Annotated in this window: 11 protein-coding genes; 6 read left to right on the forward strand and 5 right to left on the reverse strand. The window is 63.1% G+C overall.

Features of this window, described 5'->3' with window-relative positions:
- Window positions 1–24 precede the first annotated feature (24 nt).
- Window positions 25–1437: a cryptochrome/photolyase family protein gene (locus NQE15_RS23145; protein WP_265945189.1), complete on the forward strand. Its 1413-nt coding sequence runs from the start codon at window positions 25–27 to the stop codon at window positions 1435–1437.
- Here NQE15_RS23145 and NQE15_RS23150 read toward each other — a convergent pair.
- From NQE15_RS23150 to NQE15_RS23170, 5 genes are read right to left on the reverse strand one after another with little or no spacing between them, the layout of a single operon-like run.
- Window positions 1434–6893 (reverse strand): Hpt domain-containing protein, encoded by a 5460-nt coding sequence (locus NQE15_RS23150; RefSeq protein ID WP_265945190.1) that lies wholly within the window; start codon window positions 6891–6893, stop codon window positions 1434–1436. The two genes, NQE15_RS23145 and NQE15_RS23150, sit on opposite strands and share 4 nt — an antisense overlap.
- A gap of 42 nt (window positions 6894–6935) precedes the next feature.
- Window positions 6936–9074 (reverse strand): methyl-accepting chemotaxis protein, encoded by a 2139-nt coding sequence (locus tag NQE15_RS23155; protein WP_265945192.1) that lies wholly within the window; start codon window positions 9072–9074, stop codon window positions 6936–6938.
- Between the two features lie 38 nt (window positions 9075–9112).
- On the reverse strand, window positions 9113–9625 hold the full coding sequence (locus tag NQE15_RS23160) for a chemotaxis protein CheW (protein ID WP_265945194.1): 513 nt from the start codon (window positions 9623–9625) through the stop codon (window positions 9113–9115).
- Window positions 9626–9628: 3 nt separating this feature from the next.
- Window positions 9629–9994, reverse strand: coding sequence for a response regulator transcription factor (locus NQE15_RS23165; protein WP_265945196.1), 366 nt, complete (start codon window positions 9992–9994; stop codon window positions 9629–9631).
- A gap of 14 nt (window positions 9995–10008) precedes the next feature.
- Window positions 10009–10383 carry a response regulator gene (locus NQE15_RS23170; protein ID WP_265945198.1) on the reverse strand — a complete coding sequence of 125 codons (375 nt, stop codon included), beginning with the start codon at window positions 10381–10383 and terminating at the stop codon, window positions 10009–10011.
- A gap of 227 nt (window positions 10384–10610) precedes the next feature.
- On the opposite strand from NQE15_RS23170, the gene thiD reads away from it, so the two are divergent.
- From thiD to NQE15_RS23195, 5 genes are all read left to right on the forward strand, one after another.
- Window positions 10611–11489 (forward strand): bifunctional hydroxymethylpyrimidine kinase/phosphomethylpyrimidine kinase, encoded by an 879-nt coding sequence (thiD, locus tag NQE15_RS23175; protein WP_265945200.1) that lies wholly within the window; start codon window positions 10611–10613, stop codon window positions 11487–11489.
- Window positions 11482–12108, forward strand: a complete 627-nt coding sequence (gene thiE / locus NQE15_RS23180) for a thiamine phosphate synthase (RefSeq protein ID WP_265945202.1) — start codon at window positions 11482–11484, stop codon at window positions 12106–12108. The genes thiD and thiE overlap by 8 nt, the downstream gene beginning before the upstream one ends.
- Complete coding sequence (gene hemL, locus NQE15_RS23185; protein ID WP_265945204.1) at window positions 12105–13394, forward strand: glutamate-1-semialdehyde 2,1-aminomutase; 1290 nt, start codon at window positions 12105–12107, stop codon at window positions 13392–13394. Before thiE ends, hemL begins: the two co-directional genes overlap by 4 nt.
- A 138-nt stretch (window positions 13395–13532) precedes the next feature.
- Window positions 13533–15812 carry a TonB-dependent receptor gene (locus tag NQE15_RS23190; protein WP_265945206.1) on the forward strand — a complete coding sequence of 760 codons (2280 nt, stop codon included), beginning with the start codon at window positions 13533–13535 and terminating at the stop codon, window positions 15810–15812.
- 78 nt (window positions 15813–15890) lie between these two features.
- Window positions 15891–16490 carry a Crp/Fnr family transcriptional regulator gene (locus NQE15_RS23195; protein WP_265945208.1) on the forward strand — a complete coding sequence of 200 codons (600 nt, stop codon included), beginning with the start codon at window positions 15891–15893 and terminating at the stop codon, window positions 16488–16490.
- Window positions 16491–16584 lie beyond the last annotated feature (94 nt).

Here is a 16584-nt window from a genome sequence, read left to right on the forward strand (position 1 = left end):
TCGCCGTCGAGGTACAAACCAACCATGAATAACGAAAAAGCCCTCGTCTGGTTTCGCCGTGACCTGCGCGACCATGACCACGCCGCGCTGAGCGCGGCCTTGGGCGAGGCACAGCAGGTGTATTGCGCCTTTGTCTTCGATCGCGAGATTCTCGATGCGCTCCTCAATCGGCAGGACCGGCGCGTGCATTTCATTCGTGAGTCGCTGGTCGAACTGGACACTGCCCTGCGCGCCCGGGGCGGCGGCCTGATCGTTCGCCAGGGCCGGGCACAGGAAGAAATCCCCGCACTGGCGCAGCAACTGGGGATCGACAAGGTATTTGCTAACCGCGATTACGAACCGGCGGCCAAGCAGCGCGACACCGAGGTCGCCAGGCGGCTGGCCGAATGCGGGATCGCCTTCCAACACTTTAAGGACCAGGCAATTTTTGATGGTGACGAAGTGCTGACCCAGGCCGGCAGACCGTTCACGGTATTCACCCCATACAAGAATGCCTGGCTGAAGCGCCTGACGGCGGCCGACTGCGCTGCTTACGCCGGGCAGGGGGAACTCGCCAGCCACGAACTGGCCGGCGTGCCGGCGCTGGCTGAGATCGGTTTCGAGAATACCGACCTCCTCGAACTCGGCATCCAGCCCGGCATGGCGGGGGCAGGCACCCTGTGGGAGGAGTTTTCCGCCGGGCGCATCAAGCGCTATGCCAGCCTGCGCGACTTCCCTGCACTCAAGGGCGTTTCCTACCTTTCGATCCACCTGCGTTTCGGCACCATTTCGATTCGCGAACTGGTCCGCGGCGCACTGGCGAACGGTGCCGACAGCTGGCTCAGCGAACTAATCTGGCGTGATTTTTACTTCATGATCCTCGACCATTTCCCGCAGATTGTTGGCCGGGCTTTCAAGCCGGAATACGATGCAATTGCCTGGGAAGACTGGCCGGCGGGGCTGGCCGCCTGGTGCGCCGGGCGCACCGGCTATCCGCTGGTCGATGCCGCGATGCGCCAGTTGAACTTCAGCGGCTGGATGCACAACCGCTTGCGCATGATCGTCGCCTCTTTCCTGAGCAAGGATCTCGGCATCGACTGGCGGCTGGGCGAACGATATTTCGCCAAGCAGCTCAACGACTTCGATCTCTCGGCCAACAATGGCGGCTGGCAATGGGCGTCATCCAGCGGCTGCGACGCGCAACCTTATTTCCGCATCTTCAATCCGATAACCCAGTCGGAAAAATTCGATCCAGAGGGCCGGTTCATCCGCCGTTACGTCCCCGAACTGGCCGCAGTACCGGACAAATACATCCACTCGCCGTGGCGGATGAGCCAAGACGAGCAGGAGCGTGCGGGAGTCGTCATCGGTCGCGACTACCCGGGACCGATCGTCGACCACGCGCAGGCCAGAGAAAAAACCCTAGCCCGCTATGGCGTGATCAGAAAAGCCAGTTAAGCGCCGGCCTTGGCCTTGATAAAACCTGCAACCAAGCGGAGCAGTTCTTCCTCGTCGTAGGGCTTGCCGAGGTAGTGGTTGGCGCCGATCTCGAAGGCGTAGTTGCGGTGCTTGTCGGCCGTCCGCGAGGTGATCATGATCACCGGCAGCGATTTCAGCCGCTCGTCGGCTCGCAGGTTGCGCACGAAATCGAAACCGTCCATTCGTGGCATCTCGATGTCAGAGAGAATGACGTCCGGCGTGAAGTCGATCAACTGCTCCAGCGCATCGACCCCATCCTTGGCCAGAATCACCTCATAGCCTTCGCGGGCGAGCAGGCGGCTGGTGATCTTGCGCACGGTCAGCGAGTCATCGACCACCATGACTGTCGGCGACCTGGCTTCGACGTGTGCCGCCGCGATCGGTGCACCTTCTGCCGACTGCAGGCTGATGACCGGCGTCCGGCTGACCAGGGCGACCGGATTGAGGATCAGGACGACACGGCCATCGCCCAATACGGTAGCACCCGCGATACCGACGACGCGGGCGAGCTGGGCGCCGATATTCTTGACGACGACTTCCTGGTTGCCCTGGAGTTCATCGACCTGAATGGCGACACGTTGGCTACCTGAACGTAGCAGCAAGACCCAGTAGCGGCGACGCACTTCCGGCACAGCATCGGCATCGCCAAGTAGATGGCTGAGAAAATGCAGCGGGTAGTGGTTGCCTTGCCATTCGGCCTCGCCTTTTTCGCGCAGTGCGGCGAGCTGCTTTTCCTTCATCTCCATGACCTGCTCGATCATGGTCGACGGCACGGCATAGAGATGGGTGCCAACTCGCACCAGCAAGGTCTGCGTCACCGCCAGGGTGAGCGGCAGGTAGAGGCGGAAGGTGGTTCCCTGACCCGGCCTGGACATGATTTCGACCCGGCCGCCGAGCTCGGTTACCTCGGTCTTGACCACGTCCATGCCGACACCGCGACCGGCGAGCTGGGTAAGCTCGCTGGCCGTCGAGAAACCGGGCTGAAAGATGAAATCGAGCAGCGTTGCGTCTTCGGTCACCTGGCCGGGTTGCAGCAGGCCCATGGCCTCGGCCCGTACTCGGATGCGTTCGACATCCAGCCCCTTGCCGTCATCGGACAAGGACAGGATGATTTCGTTGCCTTCCTGGGCCAGGGCCAGCGTGATTTCGCCGACTTCCGGCTTGCCGGCGGCAAGACGTTGCTCCCGGGATTCAATGCCATGCGTGATGGCATTGCGCAGCATGTGTTCGATCGGCGCCAGCATCTTGTCGAGGACCGAACGGTCGATTTCGACCTGGCCGCCAACGATGTCGAGGTTGGCCCGCTTGCCGACATCCTTCGCCGTCTGCCGGACGATGCGGTAGAGACGCTCGTCCTGACTGGCGAACGGAATCATCCGCACGCCCATCAGTTCCTGCTGCAGACCACGATTCAGGCGTGACTGGGCAAGAATCGCCGCGTTGGCATCGTCGAGATTCTTCAACAGGTTCTGCTGAACGGTCGCCACGTCATTGACCGATTCGGCCATGAAGCGGGTCAGTTCCTGGAAGCGGGTGAAACGATCGAGTTCGAGCGGGTCGAATTCAGCCTGACCTTCCGGCGTATGGGCAACGCGCGCCTGAATCTGGCCTTCGGCCTGAATTTCAATTTCGCGCAACTGGCGGCGCAGACGGATGACGTTTTCGGTCAGGTCGAGCAGCGAAGTTTTCAGGCTGCGCATTTCACCTTCAATCCGCGTCCGGGCAATGGACAACTCACCGGCTTCGTTGACCAGGCGATCGATCAAGTCGGCGCGGACGCGCAGCGTCGCCCGCTGTCCGCCGCCCTCGGCTTCGTGTTCGGCATCGACGACGACCGCCGCCGGGGCCGTGCTGGCGACCGCAGCGGCTTCGCTCACCACTGCCGGGGCTTCAACGACTGCCTCCTGAGGGCCGGCGCGCAAGCGCTCGACGGCTTGGTCGAGAACATCGCAACCGTTCTCGATTTCATCGATGAAGATCGGGCTGGCCTTGCCACCGCGCATTACCTCGTCAACCCGCGTCTCGAGTTGGTGCGTTACCTCGCCGAGATTCATCGCCCCGGCCATCCGGGCATTGCCCTTGAAGGTATGCAGCAGGCGGGCAATGGCGTGCGGCGCGGCTTCCCCGGCCGGATCGGCACGCCAGGCCCGGAGCTGGGCAGTCAGATCGCGCAGCTGGTCGGCGGCTTCTTCGAGGAAGATGGGGAGCAATTGCTCATCGAGTTCATCGGTCAGATGCGGCACGGGCTGTGCCGGTGCTGCCGGAATCGGCTCGCTGGCAACTGCAGGCTCTTCCAGGGCCAGGCCGGGGAGGGTGATGATTTCCGCACCGGCAGGCGATGGTGTGGCCGGAACGACGACCGGCGCGCTAAACACGTCTTCCAGGGCCGCGACCAGTTGACTTTGTTCCTGGGGTTCCTGCTGCTGGGCAAGCCCGGCAAACATGCTTTCCAACGTGATGATCGCCTGGCGAACCGTTTCCAGCCCCTCGATGCTGTCAGGGTGAGCCGAATTGTCACGGCGCAGCAGGGCGTGTTCCAACGCACTGGCTAGGCGGTTGAGCGGCATCAATCCAACCGTCGCCGCAATGCCGCCGAGGGTATGGGCGGCGCGCGTCATCTCGAAGGTCGTTGGCTCCAGCGGCTTGGCATCGAGTTCGGCGTAGCTGTCGATCAGTGTCTGCAGATAGCCGCGGGCTTCTTCGCGGAAGATATCGTACAGCGTCGGCGAGGCGGTAACCGAAGGCGGAAGCGCTTCCTCGACGGGCTGCGGCAGTTCTTCCTGTACGAGAAGAGCGTCGGACTCGATCTCGATCGCAGCCTCGGACAAGTGCAGCGGCTCTTCGTTGGGCGGAGCCTCCGCGATGACCGGCAGTTCGGGAGCCGGTTGTTCGTCAAGCATCGACAAATCGAGCACCATCGATACCGCATCGAAGGACTCTTCTGGCTCCGGCAATTCGATCAACTGGATGGACGGCTCAGGCTCGAGGGGGGCGCTGACCATTTCGGGGATCGGTGGTAGGACTGCGACGGGCAGCGGCTCCACGCCTCGCAAACGGCCTGCCAGCGCGACAAATGCCGCGGTATCGGGAGCCAGTCCATCGCCCGATTCGAGGTGTTCGACCCAGACCGAAAACAACTGATGCGCGTCGCCGATCATACCCATCAATTCGGGCGTCACCGCCTGATCCTGGCGCAGCCACAAATTGAGGGTCTGCTCCATCTCCCAGGCGGTTTCGCCGAGATCGGTAAGGCCGACCATGCGGCCGCTACCCTTCAGGGTGTGGGCTGAGCGACGAATCGTGGTCAGCGCATCGACGTTGTGGGGATCGGCCAGCAGAATTTCACGCTGCTCGCCGATCGCCGCCAGGACCTCGCCGGCTTCCTCAAGGAAGATGGCGAGCAGTTCAGCATCGATTTCCTCGTGGCTGGATTCGGCCAACTGCAGCGTTTCGGCGGAAGGCTTGGGCGCCGCCGGCATTTGCGGCATCAGCCCGGACAGTGCCGCGTCGACTGCGGCATCGGGCACTACCCCGGCCTCCAAGGCTTCGAGAGCGGCCTTGGCCGTCTCGCCCAGTTCATGGTTGGCGACGAGATCGGCATCCTTCTGGATCGCCTGCAGGTTCTGCTTGATTTCGTCCTGCAGGCGGAGATCCTGCGGCGCCTCCTTCAGTGCTTCGACCAGGGCATGGGTTTCCCGGGCCTGCTGCGCCAGTTGTGCCTCGACGGTCGGAGCAGGCGTAGCCTCGAATTCCCCCTCTTCAAACGCACGGGGCGACGGTTCACCGTCCATCCGGCGGACAAAGGCATCGAAATCGTTTTCCCCGTGCTGCAGCGAGTCTACAAAGAAGCCGATCAAGGAAAGCTGTTCGGCAACTGCCTCGAAATCGGCACTGGCCGGCTGGTAATCTGGGTCGGCGAATTGGCGGATGCGTGCACTGCATTCATTGAGATTGCTGACCGCGCCGAAATGGCCAAGCATCGCCAGCGCGCCCCCGACCTGCTTGAGCGGCGCGTCGAGCTGGGCGAGATCGTGCCCCTTGGCCGGATCGCGGAAAAAGGCATCGAGCGACTGTTCGATCTGGGCGAGGTTGTTCTGGATTTCCCGTCCGACCTGGCCGATCAGCAGCTTCTCCTGTGCGCGCCGTGTCATTTCGTCGAGCAGGGGAATGCCCTCGTCGGCCGAGGCCGGCTTGCCAGCGATGCAGGCGTACAGACGGGCGATCATCAGATCGACTTGTTGGGCGAAATCGGTGCCGAGCCGCTTGAAACCCTCCTGGGCATTCTGCAGCAACAGGATGGTAGTGGCGACCTCCATGGCCACCGTATCGCTGTAACGTTTCGGATCTTCGGCCAGCCAGCTGGCGACGGCGCCGAGTCCCTGGCCGAGACGCTTGAGATCGGTCTGGCCGATTTCCTCGGTCAACTGGGCACAGTTGCGCGCATTGTCGGCAAATCCGGCCATGCTTCCCGCATTGCCGGTACAGAATTTGTTCCAGAACTCTTCGGTCGCTGCCAATACCTCGCGCAGTTTTCGCAACGCGGCTTCCTGCGGTAGTGCAACATTCGACGCTGCCGCCAGGGGGATCAATTCGGGCAGGGCGAACGTCGATTGCACGTCGGCGATCAGCGGGGTCAGATCGGCCGGTGCCTGGGCAACGTAATATAGAGCCTCGCGCATCACCCGTTCGGCAACATTGTTCGAACCGTTCAGCAGGCGGCGTATCTGGGCATCGATCCGCGAACAGAGATAACGGACTGACAGATCGGCATTCAGTGCCGGATCGGCCAATGCCTCGAGGAAAGCCAGAGCGACCCACCAGAAGGCACGGGCCGACGGATTCTCTTGATGTGCCTCGATACTGGCCAGGGCATCGCGCATCATTTGCCGCCCGCTCTCGGCGCCTGCCGGATTGCGCAGCATTTGCAGCAACCCCTTCTGATAGCCCATGCGCGCCGACTTCAGTACCTGTTTCAATTCCTCCGGCGCCAATGCCTCGGTTGCCGCCCGTCGCGGCGGACGCAACGACAGGTCGGGGTAGAACAGATCGCTGGCATGGAAGGCGGCCTGCCCCCGTGCGCTGGCCAGCGCCTGATAAAGCGGCAACAGGCGAAGTGGCTGGTTCGGCTCGCCGACCATCAGGTCGTCCAGATACTGGCGCAGGCCGGCCAATACCTGGCGCAAGACGGCAACCCCGGAGTCGTCCGCGCTCAGGCGACCTTCCTCGAATGCCACCAACAGGGCTTCAAGCGACTCGACAAGTTGGGTGACACCATCCAGGCCGACGATCGACAGCGCGCCATAGACCTGGTGCACGTGGGTGCGACAGAACTTCAACGACGTGGCATCAGCACCGGATTCGTACTGGCCAAGCGCCTCCTCGGCCCTTTGCAGCGCCAGATCGATTTCGCCCTTGACCCAGGTGAGTGGGCCCAAATCAAATGCAGTTGCCGCGTTCATAGTCTCTCGCGTTGCCTGTCAGTCCACCTTGAAGCCGGCGACCGAACCCTTCAGTTCGGAAGCCAGGGCGGTCAGTTCGTCCACCGCCTGCGCCGTGCGCTGGGTACCGGCCGTGGTTTGTTCGGTGACGTGCAGGATGTCCTGCATCAGGCGCGCCACGTCGGTGGCCGAATCGGCCTGATTCTGGGTCGAGGTCGAGATGCTCTGAATCAGGTCGGCCAGATTGCGCGACACGTCGCCAATCTCGGACAGCGCCTGACCGGCGGCGTCGGACAGCTTGGCCCCTTCAACCACCCCCTGGGTCGATTGTTCCATGGCCGACACGGCGTCCTGGGTATCGGTCTGAATGGTTTTGACGATCGCCGCGATCTGCTTGGTCGCTTCCGCCGAGCGTTCAGCCAGGCGCTGCACTTCCTCGGCAACGACGGTAAAGCCGCGCCCTGCATCGCCGGCCGAAGCGGCCTGGATGGCGGCGTTCAAGGCCAGCACGTTGGTCTGTTCTGTAATATCGGAAATCAGTTCCACGATTTCGCCGATCTCCTGCGAGCTTTCGCCGAGGCGCTTGATCCGCTTCGAGGTTTCCTGAATCTGGTTGCGAATTTCGTTCATGCCCTTGATCGAATCCTGCACGGCCTGCGTCCCCTTTTCCGCAGCCATCAGCGACTGCCGGGCAACCTGAGCCGACTGCGTCGCGTTGCCGGAAACCTCGCTCATCGAGCGCGCCATGTCGAGGGCCGACTGGCCGGCTTCCTGAATTTCGCTGGACTGCCGCTCGGCAGCATCGAGCAGTTCGGCCGAAGTCTGGCGGGCGATTTCGGTCGCCGCCGTCACCCGGTTGGCCGCATCGTTGATCCGGCCGACCAGCACGCGCAGTTCTTCAATGGTGTAGTTGATCGAGTCGGCGATGGCGCCGGTAATGTTCTCGCTCACCGTCGCCGTGACGGTCAGATCGCCGTCGGCGAGGTCGCCCAGTTCGTTCATCAGACGCAGAATGGCGTCCTGGTTTTCACGATTGACCTGTTCCGAGGCATGACGTTGTTGCTCGGCAGCCTGTGCCCGGCGGCTGGAGTCCTCAAGGTAGATCTTGGCGAGCAAGGCCAAAGTCGCCAAGGCCGCCACGGTCAGCAAAATCAAGAGCACGACATACAGGCCACGTTCGGCCAGGCCGGCCTGATAGCCGACTGCCAAATTGTCAGTCGCCTTCAGCAGATCCTCGCTTTCGCGGAAAATCCGTGAACCGGCCTGCTTGGAAAGCACCAGGGGCTGCATGTTGCCGAGAATGCTGGCAATGGCGTCCTGATATTCCTTGAAGGCGCCTTCGAGAGCACTCAGCTTCTCGCGGCTGTCGGCATCGTTGGCCCCCTTGGCCAGACCTTGCAGCAGGTCGCGGAAGGCATTGGTATCCTTGCCAAGCAGGAAGGCGACCTCGGGATTGATTTCGTCGCCGACTCGCAAGGCGGAAGCGTTCTTGGCGATGCGCTGAGTCAGCATCACGAGCTGATTGGCCATCGCGATTTCCCGCGCCGATGACCCGGATTGCAGTTTCAAGGCTGCCAGTTGCTCGGTCAGGTCAAACATCACGGAGTTCTTGTTGTCGATAACCGCCACGCTAGTGCCGAGCGCCACCAGGTTCTTTTCCTGATCGATCACGGTCAGGGCGTCCTTGTCGGTCACCGACCAACGCTCGGTCAAGGCCTCGAGTTGCGGACGGACATTACTGGGAGAGCTGGGAACACCAACGCCGCTGATCTCGCCACCGGAAGTCAGACGGTCAAGCAGTTGGGAGAAGGTTTCACGGGATTCCTTCAACTGCGTGAACGCGACCACGTTGCCTTGCAGGGCGAGCAGCGAAGCCTTGGCCAGGCGCTGCGACAGCATGCGCATTTCGCCGGAGGCCGAGATGTAGGCGGTACCGTGGGTCGACTCGCGATTGTCGTGGAAAACCAGGGCGGCAATCAGGAGCAGTAGCGCGACAAAAATGGCGCCAAGGGTTTTCATCTGCTGGATGACGGGCTGCTTGGCCAGGAAACCGGGCAATTGCAATTTTCCTGAAACGCCGCTGTCACCGCCCGGAAGATCGGCCGAGACAGTCATCAGTGCTGCCGCGCCGCCCTTGCCGGCTGCACCGAGTTTCGGGAGTTTGAAACTGAAAGCCATGGAATCCTCCGCTTGGGGTCAGGGGCCAGGTGCCCGCGTCAGACCCCGATATTCATGAAATCGTGATCGGCAAGCAGTTCGCGTACCGAGAGTTTTCGCCAGATCTTGCCCTGCGTATCCGCGTAGCGCTGCGCCCCCCACGCCGGGGTCGATGCATCCGGTTCTGCCGGCGTGAAATCTTCCGGATTCTTCAAGCCAAGCATGCGCGATACCAGGAGCGCAGCATTTGCCCCGTGCTTGACGCCGATCAGCAACAAACGCGCATTGGCGTTCTGCGGCGTCGGCGGACCACCACGAAATACGGAAAAATCGGTCACGGCATGCAGGTTGCCGCGAATATTGGCAATCCCGGCAAACCAGGCCCGGGTCAGCGGCACCGGAGCCAGCTGCGGGGCCTGAACGATTTCCCCGCCGTCCGAAAGGTCAACCAGCCAGACCTCGTTGCCGGCCTCGATGCCCAGCCAGGAAGACGAGCCTTTCCCTTGGGCTGCGGTGGTCAGGCGGACCGCCAGGTACTCCTGAAAATCGCGAAGACTGGTTTTTCTGGCCATTGATCAGGGCAGTGCAGCAACCCGCTGCAACAACTCTTCAGGGTTCAGCGGTTTGACGAGATAGTCGACCGCCCCCTGGCGCAAGCCCCAGATCTTGTCGGTTTCCTGCCCCTTGGAAGTACAGACGATGACCGGAATGCCCTTGGTCTCCTCGTCGCGGGTCAGCGTCCGGGTGGCCTGGTAGCCGTTGAGGCCGGGCATCACGACATCCATCAGGATCAGGTCTGGCTTGTGGGCCTTGGCTTTGGCGATGCCTTCTTCACCGTTCTCGGCGGTGATGACCTGATAGCCGGCCTTGACCAGCAAATCGACGGTAAAAAAACGCTCGGTAGCGGAATCGTCGACAACGAGGATGTTCTTGACGGGCATGATTGCTCCCTGGACTACTGGTTGGATTCTGGCTCGGCCGGCAAGGCAAAGGTGGCGACCGTTTGCAGCAGGCTGTCTTTGGTGAAAGGCTTGGTCAGATATTGGTCGGAACCGACCATCCGGCCACGCGCCCGGTCGAAAAGGCCGTCCTTTGAGGACAACATGATCACCGGCGTGGACTTGAAACGGGGATTCTTCTTGATCAGCGAACAGGTTTGATAGCCGTCGAGACGCGGCATCATGATGTCGCAGAAGATCACGCTGGGTTGGTGGTCGGCGATCTTGGCGAGGGCGTCGAAGCCGTCTTCGGCGAGAACAACTTGGCACCCGGCCTGCACGAGAAAAATCTCGGCGCTGCGCCGTATGGTGTTGCTGTCGTCAATGACCATAACCCTGACGCCACGCAGTCTGGATAAATCAGCCAATTTCCCTGTCCCCTGGCCTGTAAATGGCACTTTTACTATCGGCGCATCATACTACGGAAGTATAAATTCAACACAACTCCGAAAAACGCGTCGGGAATTGCGGATCGCGGAGTCGGGGTGTCGCGAGATTCGGATAAAATCGGTCTCATCTTACCCAATCCCTTTCGCGCCCGCCAACGGCGCGAACAGCCATGAACTCCAGCATCACAACGCCCCCCAGCCCGCCCCAGGTACTGGTCTTTGCCGCCAGCGACCCCTCATCCGGGGCCGGGGTCCAGGCCGACATCCTGACCTTGGCCAGCCTGGGCTGCCACCCGTTGACGGCCGTCACCGCCTTGACCGTGCAGGACACCGTCGGCGTCCAGAGCGTGCATCCGGTCAGCGCCGAACTGGTCGAGCAACAGGCACGCACGGTACTTGAAGACATGCCGGTGGCCGCCTTCAAGATCGGCGTGCTGGGCAGCGTCGAAAACGTGCTGGCGGTGGCCGAGATCGTTTCCGATTACCCGGAAACCCCCTTGATCTTCGATCCGGTGCTCGCGTCCGGCCGCGGCGACGAGCTTTCCGGCGAGGAAATCATTTCGGCCATCCGCGAAATGCTTTTGCCGCAGACCACGCTACTTACCCCCAACGCCCCCGAAGCCCGCCGCCTGGCCGAAAGCGACGACGACGAGGGAGAGCCGTCGATCGATGTCTGCGCCCAGCGCCTGATCGAAATGGGCGCGCAATATGTATTGATCACCGGCACCCACGAAAACACGCCCGAGGTCGTCAATACGCTGTACAGCACCGACGGCGTCATCCGCCGCGACCGCTGGGAGCGCCTGCCGGGCAGCTTTCACGGCTCGGGCTGCACGCTGGCCTCGGCGATTGCCGGCTGCATCGCCGGCGGCGCCAGCGTCGAGGATGCCGTGCGCGACGCCCAGGATTACACCTGGCAGACGCTGAAGAACGGTTTCCGTGGCGGCATGGGCCAGTTCATCCCGGATCGTTTCTTCTGGGCGCGCGCCAACGATGACGACGCCGAGCCGGCCGAGCCCGGCGACGCCGCCAAGGCTGCCGATGCATAAGTTGCGGGGCCTCTACGCCATCACTCCGGATTGTGCCGACGGCGCCCGCCTGCTGGCCGATGTCGAGGCGGCGCTGACCGGGGGCTGCCGCATCGTCCAGTTCCGCGACAAGACCAGCGCCATGCCCGAGCGCGTCGCCCGCGCCCGGGCCCTGCGCGCCCTGACCCGACGCTTCGCCGCCCGCTTGCTGATCAACGACGACCTCGCCCTGGCCTTCCTGATCGACGCCGACGGCGTGCATCTCGGCCAGGAAGACGGCGACCTGATTGCCGCCCGCGCCATTCTCGGCCCGGACAAAATTCTCGGGGCATCGTGCTATGCCGATTTCGCCGCCGCCCGGGCCGCCGCCGCGGCCGGCGTCGACTATGTCGCCTTCGGCGCCGTCTATCCGTCGCCGACCAAGCCCGATGCGGCATGTGCCGGGCTCGACCTGTTCCGCCAGGCCGGTGCACTGGGTGCGGCGCGCTGCGCCATCGGCGGCATCACGCTGGCCAATGCGCCGCCGCTGATCGCCGCCGGCGCCGACTTGCTCGCCGTCATCACCGACCTCTTCAACGCGCCGGACATCGCTGCCCGAGCCGCCGCCTACCAACGTCTTTTCGAGGAAGCCACGCCATGACCTCACGCAACCAGCAACTGTTCGAACGCGCCCAGCGCCACATTCCCGGCGGCGTCAATTCGCCGGTCCGCGCCTTCCGCTCGGTCGGCGGTACCCCCTGCTTCTTCCAGAAGGGAGTCGGGCCCAAGGTGCAGGACGCCGACGGCAAGTGGTACGTCGATTACGTCGGTTCCTGGGGGCCGATGATCCTCGGTCACGCCCACCCCGAGGTGATCGCCGCCGTCCAGGCTGCTGTGGTCGACGGCCTGTCCTTCGGCGCGCCGACCGAAAAGGAAGTCGACATCGCCGACCTGCTCTGCGAGCTGGTGCCGTCAATGGACATGGTGCGTCTGGTTTCCTCGGGCACCGAAGCGACGATGAGCGCCATCCGGCTGGCTCGCGGCTATACCGGGCGTGACATCCTGATCAAATTCGAAGGCTGCTACCACGGCCATTCCGACAGCCTGCTGGTCAAGGCCGGCTCCGGCCTGCTGACTTTCGGCAACCCGTCCTCGAGCGGTGTGCCTGATGATCTCGCCCAGCACACCATGGTCCTCGCCTACAACGACCCGCAGCAACTGGCCGACGCCTTCGCCAAACACGGCGACCGGATCGCCGCCGTGATCGTCGAGCCGGTGGTTGGCAACATGAACCTGATCGCCCCGACCCCGGAATTCCTCAAGGCGATGCGCGAGCAATGCACCCAACACGGCGCTGTGCTGATTTTCGACGAAGTGATGACCGGCTTCCGGGTCGGCCTGAAGAGCGCCCAGGGCCTCTATGGCATCACCCCCGACCTGTCCACCTTCGGCAAGGTGGTCGGCGGCGGCATGCCGCTCGGCGCCTTCGGCGGCAAGCGCGAGATCATGGAACAGATCGCCCCGCTCGGCCCGGTCTATCAGGCCGGCACGCTGTCCGGCAACCCGATCGCGACGGCCGCCGGGCTGGCCACGCTGAAGCTGATCCAGGCTCCCGGCTTCTACGAAGCGCTGACCGCCAAGACCCAGTCCCTGTGCGACGGCCTGGTCGGCGCCGCCCGGAAGCATGGCGTCGCCTTCGCCGCCCAGAACGTCGGCGGCATGTTCGGCCTCTATTTCGCGGAGCGTTGCCCGAGCACCTACGACGAAGTGCTGGCCTGCGACAAGGAAGCCTTCAACCGCTTCTTCCACGCCATGCTCGATGCCGGCCACTACTTCGCCCCCTCGGCCTTCGAGGCCGGCTTCGTCTCAGCGGCTCACAGCGCAACCGACATCGCCGCGACGGTCGCCGCCGCCGACGCCTATTTCGCAGGCTTGAAGCAAGGCTAAGAGACCCCCTGCAGTCGCCGGCCCCGGCCGGCGCAACTGCCTGCGGCAGATTGTCGCGCGACGATTTGCCACATTCCCGCCACCCGACTATCCCTCGACAATTCGCGCCTCAAAAATCAAGAGTCGAGGGGGTTTGTCATGGGGTTTCGCATCCGTCCGCTGGCAGCGACGATTGCACTCGTTTGCGCCGGTAGCGCGCCGCATTCGGTCAGTGCCCAAACCCGGCCGGCGCCGGTGCTTGACGAGGTCATCGTCAAAGCCGGGCGCGAAGCACCCGTATCGACAGCCGTCGGCGACGGCCGGTTGCAACAACTCCGCCCGGCGAGCAGCGACACCGCCAGCCTGCTCCGTGACGTTCCTGGAGTTGCGTTGCAGGGTGCCGGCGGCACCTCCAGCCTGCCGATCATTCACGGCATGGCCGATGACCGCCTGCGCATCCAGGTCGACGGGATGGATTTCATCGCCTCCTGTCCCAACCACATGAACCCGCCGCTGTCCTATATCGACCCGACCAATGTCGGCAAGCTGAAGGTCTACGCCGGCATTACGCCGGTTAGCCTCGGCGGCGACAGCATCGGCGGCACGATCATCGCCGAGTCGAAGGCGCCGGTTTTCGCTACCGCCGGCCAGGGCATGCAGACCCGGGGCGAAGTCGGCAGTTTCTACCGCAGCAACGGCAACGCCGTCGGCGCCAACCTCTCGGCAACCGCCGCCAGCGAGAATTTCAACCTGAGCTATAGCGGCGCTTGGGCAAAGGCGGATAACTTCAAGGCCGGCGGTGACTTCAAGAGGACCACGGTCAGCGGTCGCGCCGGCCACACACTGGCCCAGGACGAGGTCGGATCGACGGCCTATGAAACCCGCACCCATACCCTGGGCTTTGCAATCAAGGGCGGCAACCATCTGCTCGATGCCCGGATCGGCTATCAGGAAGTTCCCGAACAGCTCTACCCGAACCAGCGCATGGACATGCTCGACAACAAGCAGAAGCGCTTCAACCTGCGCTACCTTGGGCAGTTCGCCTGGGGCGCGCTGGAAATGCGCGCTTTCCACGAGAAAGTCGATCACTTCATGGATTTCGGCGACGACAAGCGTTTCTGGTACGGCACCGCCACGGGCGGCGCGACGGCGCTCAACGGCACGCCTTGTTCCCCGCCCAGCGCAACCTGCGCCGCCGGCATGCCGATGTATACGCGGAGCACGACCAGCGGACTGAATTTCAAGACCGATGTCGACCTCGATCCACAAAACCTGATCCGTCTCGGAGGGCTGTATCTCCGCTATCGCCTGGATGACTGGTGGCCGGCCTCAGGGGCCGGCATGTGGCCCGGCACCTTCGAGAACATCAGCGATGGCCAGCGCGACCGCAGCGCACTGTTCGGCGAATGGGAATCCCGTTTCGCCCCGCAGTGGCTAGCGCTGCTCGGTGTCCGCTACGAACGCGTGCAGATGGATGCCGGCAACGTTCGCGGATACAACACGGCACCCGCCGCGACCGGCAACCAGTTTGTCGATGCCAATGCCTTCAACGCCCGCCGCCACGAACGCAGCGACGACAACTGGGAAGTCACGGCTCTCGGCCGCTACAGCGCCAGCCTCAATGCCGATATCGAATTCGGTTTCGCGCGTAAAGTCCGCTCGCCCAATCTCTATGAACGCTACACCTGGTCGACCTGGGCAATGGCCGCTGTCATGAACAATTTTGTCGGCGACGGTAACGGCTACATCGGCAACCTCGACCTGAAGCCGGAAAAAGCTCATACCCTTTCCGCCACCGTCGACCTGCATACAGCCGACCGCAGCTACGAACTGAAGGCAACGCCCTTCTACACGCACGTCGCCGACTACATCGACGCCATCCGGTGCACAACCGGTGCAGCCTGCACTGCGGCCAACCGGATCACGACCAACCAGTTCGTGGTTCTCCAGTACGCCAACCAGTCGGCCCGCCTGTTCGGTCTCGACCTCTCCGGGCGCATGCCGCTGGCCAACACCAGTCTCGGCGACTTCGGGCTGCGCGGCCTGCTGAACTACACAGACGGCAAAAACCGCGAAACCGGCGACAACCTCTACAACATCATGCCACTCAACGCCAAGCTGACACTGACCCACCACTTCGGCAGCTGGGACAGTGGGCTCGAAGTTCTGGGGGTAACCGGCAAGCGGGCGGTTTCGGATGTCCGCAACGAAATCCGGACATCCGGGTTCGGCGTGGTCAATATGCGCACCAGCTACACCTGGCCTAAGGTGCGCCTCGACCTCGGCATCGAGAACCTCTTCGACAAGTTCTACTACCAACCGACCGGCGGCGCCTATACCGGCCAGGGAACGACCATGAGCATCAACGGCGTCCCCCACGGCATCGGCGTGCCCGGAATGGGGCGCTCGATCTATGCGGGACTGAATCTGAGTTTCTGATTGAATCCACTGATCCCGCCGTCCGCAGAGCCCCGCTATCCGGCGGGGCTTTCCGCACTTTTCGCCAGGAGTTCCATCATGTGCCCACTGCCATCGAACGAGCGCAGCAGCAAGCCTGGGATACGCCTGTCACGCACCCTCGAAGCCGGTCAAGCCATTTACCAAGCCGGCGGCGACGGTCTGGCCTGGCGCGTCCGGCACGGCGTCGTCCGCCTCGATACACCCACCATCAATGGCGAAACGACCTTCGCCAGTCTCGCCATTGGCGGCGACATCCTCGGTTGCGAGACCCTGCTCTTCGGCTGCTATACCTTCACCGCCTCAGCCCTCACCCGTTGCGAACTGAACCCGTGGCCCGAAGGCGAACCCGCCATCGCCGGCGAAGCGCTGCTCGCATCGCTGACCATCGCCCAGCGGCGGGCCGCCGACATCGTCGCCCTGCGCGGCGGCCAGGCGGTCGACCGCGTGATCGGCCTGATCCGCCTGCTCACCGACAGCGCCGGCCAGGTCGTGCTGCCGACCCGGCAGGATATCGCCGACATCACCGACCTGCGCTTTGAAACCATCTCGCGCATCATCAAGAGCCTCGAAAGGGCCCGGGTCCTGGCCCCCCTCCGAATTGCCGGCGTTCATGCGACGCGCAGTTTTCAGGTCGACCTGGCCGCCACCGCCTATTGAGGTGACATAACCGGCCTGGGTGCGACAATTTGCCGCATTCCGGGCACCCCAGCCCGGAACGTACCATTCAATCCTAAATATTTGTTTCATAAGC

This window comes from Dechloromonas sp. A34, assembly GCF_026261605.1.
GTDB lineage: Bacteria > Pseudomonadota > Gammaproteobacteria > Burkholderiales > Rhodocyclaceae > Azonexus.